Raw genomic sequence first — 6883 nt, 5'->3', positions numbered from 1 at the left:
TGATTCCCGGTCGGACGGCGGCTATGACGCCGACGTGATCGTGATCGGGAGCGGGTTCGGCGGCAGCGTCAGCGCGCTACGGCTCGCGGAGAAGGGCCATCGTGTCCTCGTGCTGGAGGCCGGTCGCCGGTTCACCCCGGGCACGCTGCCGAAGAACAGCTGGCACGTTCGCCGGTACCTGTGGCTGCCGCGGTTGGGCTGCCACGGCATCCAGAAGATCACCTGGTTGGGTCGGGTCGTGGTGCTGTCCGGAACGGCGGTCGGTGGCGGCTCGGTCGTCTACGCGAACACGCTGTACCGCCCGCTCGACGCCTTCTATACCGACCCGCAGTGGCGGGACATCACCGACTGGCGCCGTGAGCTGGAGCCGTTCTTCGACCAGGCCGAACGCATGCTCGGGGTGAATCCCAACCCGACGACGACGTACTCCGACGAGGTGTTTCGCACGGTCGCCGAGGAGATGAGGGCCGGGTCCACCTTCGCGGCGGCGCCGGTCGGTGTCTTCTTCGGCCGCGACGGCCGCCGGGAACCCGGCGTGCGGGTCCCCGACCCGTACTTCGGCGACGCCGGCCCGGCTCGGACGGGATGCGTGGAGTGCGGGGAGTGCATGAGCGGCTGCCGTCGAGGGGCCAAGAACACCCTCGACTGTAACTACCTGTACCTGGCCGAGCGGGCCGGTGTGCGGGTAGTCCCGGACGCCACGGTCACGGCCGTCCGGCCACGCTCGACCGGCGGGTACGAGCTCGACCTGGTCCGGACGGGGGGTCTCGTACGGCGTCGGCGACGTACCCTCACCGCGGAGCAGGTCGTGTTCGCCGCCGGCACCCTGGGGACCCAGCGGCTGCTGCTGGCGATGAAACAGAGCGGTGACCTGCCGGCGTTGTCCAACCGGCTCGGTCATCTCACCCGGACGAACTCCGAGGCGATCCTGGGCGCATCCAGGCTGCGCCCCGATCGGCGGATCGCCCGGGGAGTCGCGATCACCTCGTCCTTCCACCCCGACGAGCACACCCACATCGAACCCGTGCGCTACGGCCGGGGGAGCAACCTGATGGCACTGATCAGTGCGTCGATGACCGACGGCGGCGGGCGGGTGCCGCGCTGGCTGAAATACCTGCGTCAGGTCGTGCTCCACCCGCATCAGGCGCTGGCGTCGTCACTGCCCTGGCGATGGTCCGAGCGGACCATCATCGCGCTGGTCATGCAGTCGTGGGACAACTCGTTGATCGTTTCCCTGCGCCGTGGACCGTTCGGTCTCGGCTGGCTGACGAGCCGGCAAGGACACGGCGAGCCGAACCCCTCCTGGATCCCGGAGGGCAACGACGCCGTCCGCCGGATCGCGGCCAGGATGGGCGGTTACCCCGGCGGGTCGATCGGCGAGATCGCCAACATCCCGCTGACCGCGCACATCCTCGGCGGGGCCCCCATCGGCACGGATCCCACCACCGGAGTGATCGATCCCTATCACCGGGTCTTCGGATACGAGGGGCTGCACGTCGTCGACGGCGCCGCGGTCTCGGCGAACCTCGGCGCGAACCCGTCGTTGACCATCACCGCGCAGGCCGAACGGGCGATGTCCTTCTGGCCGAACAAGGGGGAACCCGACCCGCGCCCACCCCTCGGGGCGGCCTACCGGCCGGTCGCGCCGAGACTACCGGCACATCCCGCCGTTCCAGCCGGCGTTCCTGGGACCTACCGCGTGGACGTCACGGCCGGCCCGGTCGCCGGGACGAGGTAACCGGTTGCCGGATGCTGGCCACGAGCTGCTGGGATGCGGGCGTGCCCGGCATCCGCGCTTTGCCCGGCACGGCGATCGCCGGCACGTGGTCTTACGCCGGCATGTGGTCTCAGCGCCGGCACGTGGTCTCAGCGCCGCCGGCTGGGCGCACCGCGCGACGTGTCGACGCCGGGCAACTCCTCGAAGTCAGGGGTCGCCGAGGCGGACAGGCCTTCGTCGGAGGCGCCCCGGGTGTCCGTGCCGGCGGGGGATGCGGTGGTGTCGGCGAGGGGTGCAGTGGTCTTGGTGGGGGATGGAGCGGCGGTGGTGGTGGTGTCAAGCGGCATGGGCTCGGCGGTGGCGGCTGGGCTTTCCTCAGCCTGGGCCAGGTACCGCCGCACCGCGGCGATACCCGCCGCACCCGCGCCGACGATGGCGAGCGTGAGGAACCCCCGCCGCCGACGGCGGTGCACCTTCGCGAGCTTGGACTCGGCCTTCGCCAGCCGCTTCTCCAGGATCTCCTGGGCTTTGTCGGCCTGCAGGCGCGCCTTGGTCTCGCGCTGCACCGCGCGCCGGGAGCGCTGCTTCTCCGCCCGCAGCTCGGCGGCGGCCCGGGCGCGTTCGGCGGAGAGCTCGGCATACGCCCGGGCCTTCTCGATCCGCTTGGCGGTCCGACCGGACACGGCGGTGGCTTTGCCGACGGCCCGGCCCGCGGCCTTCCCGGCTGCCTTCTGGGCCGACACACCGGTCTTGGTGGCCGTGCTGGAGGCGTCGGAGATCCGGTGCGCCACGCTGGCGCCCACATCCCTGGTGGCCGACGCGGCCGATCCGGCCGTACCCCCGGCCTTGCTCGCCGCCTTGTGAGCGACCGTGCCGGCGCGGTCGGCGGCGCTCTTCGCGGTGTCGGACAGCCCGCTAACCGGCGCCGTGTCAGTAACATGTGACAGTCTGTCCTTCAATGTCGTACTCATGATGCCCTCTCGTTGAGCCGATGGTCGAGGCGTCCGGCCATGGAACTGGTGGTGTGCCTGGGTTCGGTCTGGTCAAGATCTGTGAAGTGTGCCGTACCCCGTCGGTGGGCTTCTCCAACGCGTCAACCTTCCGTAGCGTGTCACTCATACTTGGGTGACTTGCCTGGGCTGTGCCCTTGGGAACGTGTACCCGGTGCCAACCATCGGTGATGGAATTCCCCCGCGGCGCCCGGCGCATACGATCGAGACCCATCCGGACGCCGGCTGACCAGGCACCCGCAGAGATCGATCTGAAGAGAAGAGAGGCGCATGGCCGAGGAGCTGTACGCGACGCTGCGGACGACTCAGGGGGACATCGAGATCCGCTTGTTCCCCGACCACGCTCCCAAGACGGTGCGGAACTTCGTCGGCCTCGCGACCGGCACGCAGGAGTGGACGGACCCGGCGACCGGTGCCAAGAAGACCGGCACGCCGCTGTACAGCGGAACGGTCTTTCATCGGGTCATTCCGAACTTCATGATCCAGGGCGGTGACCCGCTGGGCTCCGGTCGAGGCGGTCCGGGCTACCGGTTCGCCGACGAGTTCCATCCGGACCTGACCTTCAACCGGCCGTACCTGCTCGCGATGGCGAACGCCGGACCGGGGACCAACGGCTCGCAGTTCTTCGTCACGGTCGCGCCCACCGACTGGCTCAACCGCAAGCACACCATCTTCGGTGAGGTCACGCGGGGAACCGACGTGGTGGATGCGATTGCCAAGGCGCCGACCGGGGCGCAGGACCGGCCGAAGTCTGACATCGTCATCCAGGAGATCGTGATCGACCGCCGGTCCGCCTGACCGGCCGGTCCCCGCCTCGAACCCGGGAGTACGGCGCATGAGAGCTCCAGCCGCGCGGCGTGCGTGGTCGCCGGCCACCGCATGCGTACGGGCGGCCGGACATGTTCACGTCAGCCGTACTCCTCGGGCGGCGATGCCGGCCGCCGGGGCGGCGTGGTGACAGCGAACCCGCCCGTCGAACCGCCCACGGATGACCAGCCGGGCGGCCCGGAGCAGCGCCCGGCTGGCTCGGGCCACCCGGTGGCCGAGCCGGGGTGGCGACCCACGGTCGGCCCGGCGCCCGGCTGGTCGGGGTGGACTCCACCTTCCGGTCCCGGCGGCCCTCCCGCGGGCGGACCGCCCGCCGGCCGGCCGCAGCCACCCGGCGCCGCGGTGATCCCGTACTGCTACCGCCATCCAGACCGGGAGACCTATGTCTCCTGCCATCGCTGCGGCCGGCCCATCTGCCCCGATTGCATGCGCCCGGCGGCGGTTGGCTTCCACTGCCCGGAGGAGGGCGACCGCTCCACGCCGCAGCGCCGAACGCGGACCACACTCGGTGGCCCGGCCCAGGTCGCCCGGCAGGGGCTGGTCACCCAGATCTTCATCGGCCTGTGCGTCGTCGCCTACATCCTGCAGGGCGCGCCCGGGTTGACCGGCCGCGGCACCTTCAACCGCTTCACCGGCGACTTCGCCATGATCGGCATCCAGATCGCGGCGGACGACCAGTACTACCGGCTGCTGACCGCGGCCTTCCTGCACGCCGGCGTGCTCCACATCCTGTTCAATATGTACGCGCTGTACCTGCTCGGGTTTCAGCTCGAGGCGATCCTCGGGCGGGCCCGGTACCTCGCGCTGTTCGTGGCAGGGGCGCTCGGTGGGAACACCCTGAGTTACGTGCTCGGTGACGGGTTCACCGTGTCGGTCGGCGCATCCACCGCGATCTTCGCGTTTTTCGCCGCCTACTACATCATCGCCCGCCGCCTGCGGGTTGACTCCCGGCAGATCCTCATCGTGCTCGGGATCAACCTCGCCATCACCTTCTCGTTCAGCAACATCGACAAATGGGGGCATCTCGGTGGGCTGGCCGTCGGTGCCGTCATCGGTCTGATCTACGCCTACGTCTCGCCCCGCCGGGTGCTGCTCCAAGCGGGCGGGGTCGCCGCCGTGCTCGCGTTGCTGTTCGTCGCCGCGATCATCAAGTCGTCGACACTGGTGTAGCCCGACAGCTGTAGTCCGACGGCTGTAGTGCGGCAGCCCCGGTCGCGGGGGCGAGGACGGCCGCGACGCTTGCACGCCGCCGAGTAGCAGCTACCATTCGCTTTCTTGTCAATACTCATAGTAGCGATCTACGTGTGGTGGCGATAGCGTGATGGATGCCGTGGCACGGCGCGGGCAGGGGGAGCAGATGGCATATTCACCGGTGCGGCGCAGCGGGGGCAGTCCCTTCCCGCCGATCGCCGAGTACGGATTCCTGTCCGACTGTGAGACGTCCTGTCTCGTTGCCCCCAGCGGCAACGTCGAGTGGATGTGCGTGCCCCGGCCCGACGCCCCGAGTGTCTTCGGGTCGGTGCTGGACCGGTCGGCCGGGGGCTTCCGTTTCGGTCCCGAGCGTACGCAGATCCCGGCCGGCCGGCGCTACCTCCCCGGGACAAACATTCTCGAGACCACCTGGCAGACGCCGAACGGCTGGCTCATCGTCACCGATTGCCTGGTGGTCGGGCGCTGGCATCGCACCCACAAGCGTTCGAACACGCACCGTCGGACGCCGAGCGACTGGGACGCCGACCACGTGCTGCTCCGGCTGGCTCGCTGTGAGCACGGCTCGGTGGATCTCAGCCTGGTGTGCGAGCCGAACTTCGACTACGGCCGCGAGCCCGAGTCCTGGCAGTACGAGGGGGAGGACTACTCCTCCGGCGTGATCAGCCATGCGGGCACCAACGTCACGCTGCGGCTGCGTACCGACCTGCGGCTCGGTTTCGACGGCCGGCGGGCACTGGCTCGCACCACGCTGCGGGAGGGGGACACCGCGTTCGTCGCGCTCACCTGGCGCCCGGAGGAGCCCCTGCTTCCGGACACCTACCTGCAGGCGTGCGTCGCCGTCGACCGGACAACGGAGTTCTGGCGCCAGTGGCTGTCGCGGGGCATGTTTTCCGACCATCCCTGGCGGCGCCATCTGCAGCGCAGCGCCCTCGCGCTGAAAGGACTGACCTACGCGCCGACCGGTGCTCTGCTCGCCGCCTCGACCACCTCGTTGCCGGAGACCCCGCGCGGCGAACGGAACTGGGACTACCGGTACAGCTGGATCCGCGATTCCACCTTCGCGCTGTGGGGCCTGTACACCCTCGGGCTGGACTACGAGGCCAACGATTTCTTCTCATTCATCGCTGACGTCGCCGAAAACGATGACGACGACATCCAGGTGATGTACCGGGTGAGCGGCGAGCCGAAGATCGATGAGGAGATCCTCGGTCACCTGTCCGGCTACGAGGGAGCCTACCCGGTACGGATCGGCAACGCAGCGGCACTGCAACGTCAACACGATGTCTGGGGCGTCGTCCTCGACTCCGTGTACCTGCACACCAAGTCCCGTGACTACCTCTCCGAACGGCTCTGGCCGGTGCTCGTGCGCCTCGTCGAGGCGGCGGCCACGCACTGGCGGGAGCCGGACCGCGGGATGTGGGAGGTGCGCGGGGCGCCGCAGCACTTCACCGTGTCCAAGATGATGTGCTGGGTCGCCCTGGACCGGGGTCGGCGGCTGGCGCAGATGCGGGGGGACGCCAAGACGGCGGCGCGCTGGCGGGCCGTGGCGGAGGAGATCCACGCCGAGGTGTGTGAGAAGGGTGTGGATCATCGCGGTGTGTTCACCCAGTACTACGGATCGAAGGCGCTCGACGCCTCACTGCTCCTGATTCCGCTGCTCGGGTTCCTGCCGGCGGCCGACGAACGCGTGAAGGCCACCGTGCTCGCGATCGCCGACGAGCTGACCGTCGACGGGCTGGTCCTGCGCTACCGCACGGAGGAGACCGACGACGGGGTCTCCGGCACCGAGGGCGCCTTCCTGATCTGCTCGTTCTGGCTGGTCTCCGCCTTGGTGGAGACCGGCGAGCTGACCCGTGCCCGGCAGCTGTGTGAACGGCTGCTGAGCCTCGCCAGCCCGCTGGATCTCTATGCCGAGGAGATTGATCCGGTCAGTGGCCGCCATCTCGGAAACTTCCCCCAGGCGTTCACTCATCTGGCCCTGATCAACGCGGTGATGTACGTGATCAGGGCCGAGGATGCCGAGGCCTACGCCCGGCCGTCCCCCTCGACCTGATCGTGCAGGCCGGTCCCGGGACGGGTAGCCACGGCGATCAGGCGAACCCGAGCGGGACGTGGC

At 69.6% G+C, this 6883-nt stretch carries 5 protein-coding genes; 4 read left to right on the top strand and 1 reads right to left on the bottom strand.

The genetic code is table 11. The features are described from left to right. The coding region (locus tag AC08OU_RS20870; protein WP_476601790.1) for an FAD-dependent oxidoreductase at positions 1-1738 on the top strand (1738 nt) is incomplete at its 5' end. Between the two features lie 128 nt (positions 1739-1866). On the opposite strand, the gene AC08OU_RS20865 is transcribed toward AC08OU_RS20870, so the two are convergent. After that, a complete protein-coding gene (locus AC08OU_RS20865; protein ID WP_476601789.1) occupies positions 1867-2688 on the bottom strand; it encodes a hypothetical protein in 822 nt (273 codons plus the stop codon). Between the two features lie 309 nt (positions 2689-2997). On the opposite strand from AC08OU_RS20865, the gene AC08OU_RS20860 reads away from it, so the two are divergent. The 3 genes from AC08OU_RS20860 (at position 2998) to AC08OU_RS20850 (ending at position 6820) form a co-directional block, all read left to right on the top strand. Then, positions 2998-3525, top strand: coding sequence for a peptidylprolyl isomerase (locus AC08OU_RS20860; protein ID WP_462189065.1), 528 nt, complete (start codon positions 2998-3000; stop codon positions 3523-3525). Between the two features lie 153 nt (positions 3526-3678). Continuing rightward, the gene (locus tag AC08OU_RS20855; protein WP_476605613.1) at positions 3679-4725 is read left to right on the top strand and encodes a rhomboid family intramembrane serine protease; all 1047 of its coding nucleotides are present in this window, start codon (positions 3679-3681) and stop codon (positions 4723-4725) included. A gap of 187 nt (positions 4726-4912) precedes the next feature. Then, on the top strand, positions 4913-6820 hold the full coding sequence (locus AC08OU_RS20850) for a glycoside hydrolase family 15 protein (RefSeq protein ID WP_476601791.1): 1908 nt from the start codon (positions 4913-4915) through the stop codon (positions 6818-6820). Positions 6821-6883: the final 63 nt, after the last annotated feature.

The organism is Frankia sp. CcMO1, from assembly GCF_977945845.1.
The sequence above is the reverse complement of the archived record's forward strand: the minus strand, read 5'-3'. Positions and strand labels throughout refer to the sequence as shown.

Excerpts from the sequence above, each read along its gene's own strand:
- AC08OU_RS20850 (WP_476601791.1), top strand. The coding sequence starts at position 4,913 with ATGGCATATTCACCGGTGCGGCGCAGCGGGGGCAGTCCCTTCCCGCCG.
- AC08OU_RS20865 (WP_476601789.1), bottom strand. The coding sequence starts at position 2,688 with ATGAGTACGACATTGAAGGACAGACTGTCACATGTTACTGACACGGCG.
- AC08OU_RS20860 (WP_462189065.1), top strand. The coding sequence starts at position 2,998 with ATGGCCGAGGAGCTGTACGCGACGCTGCGGACGACTCAGGGGGACATC.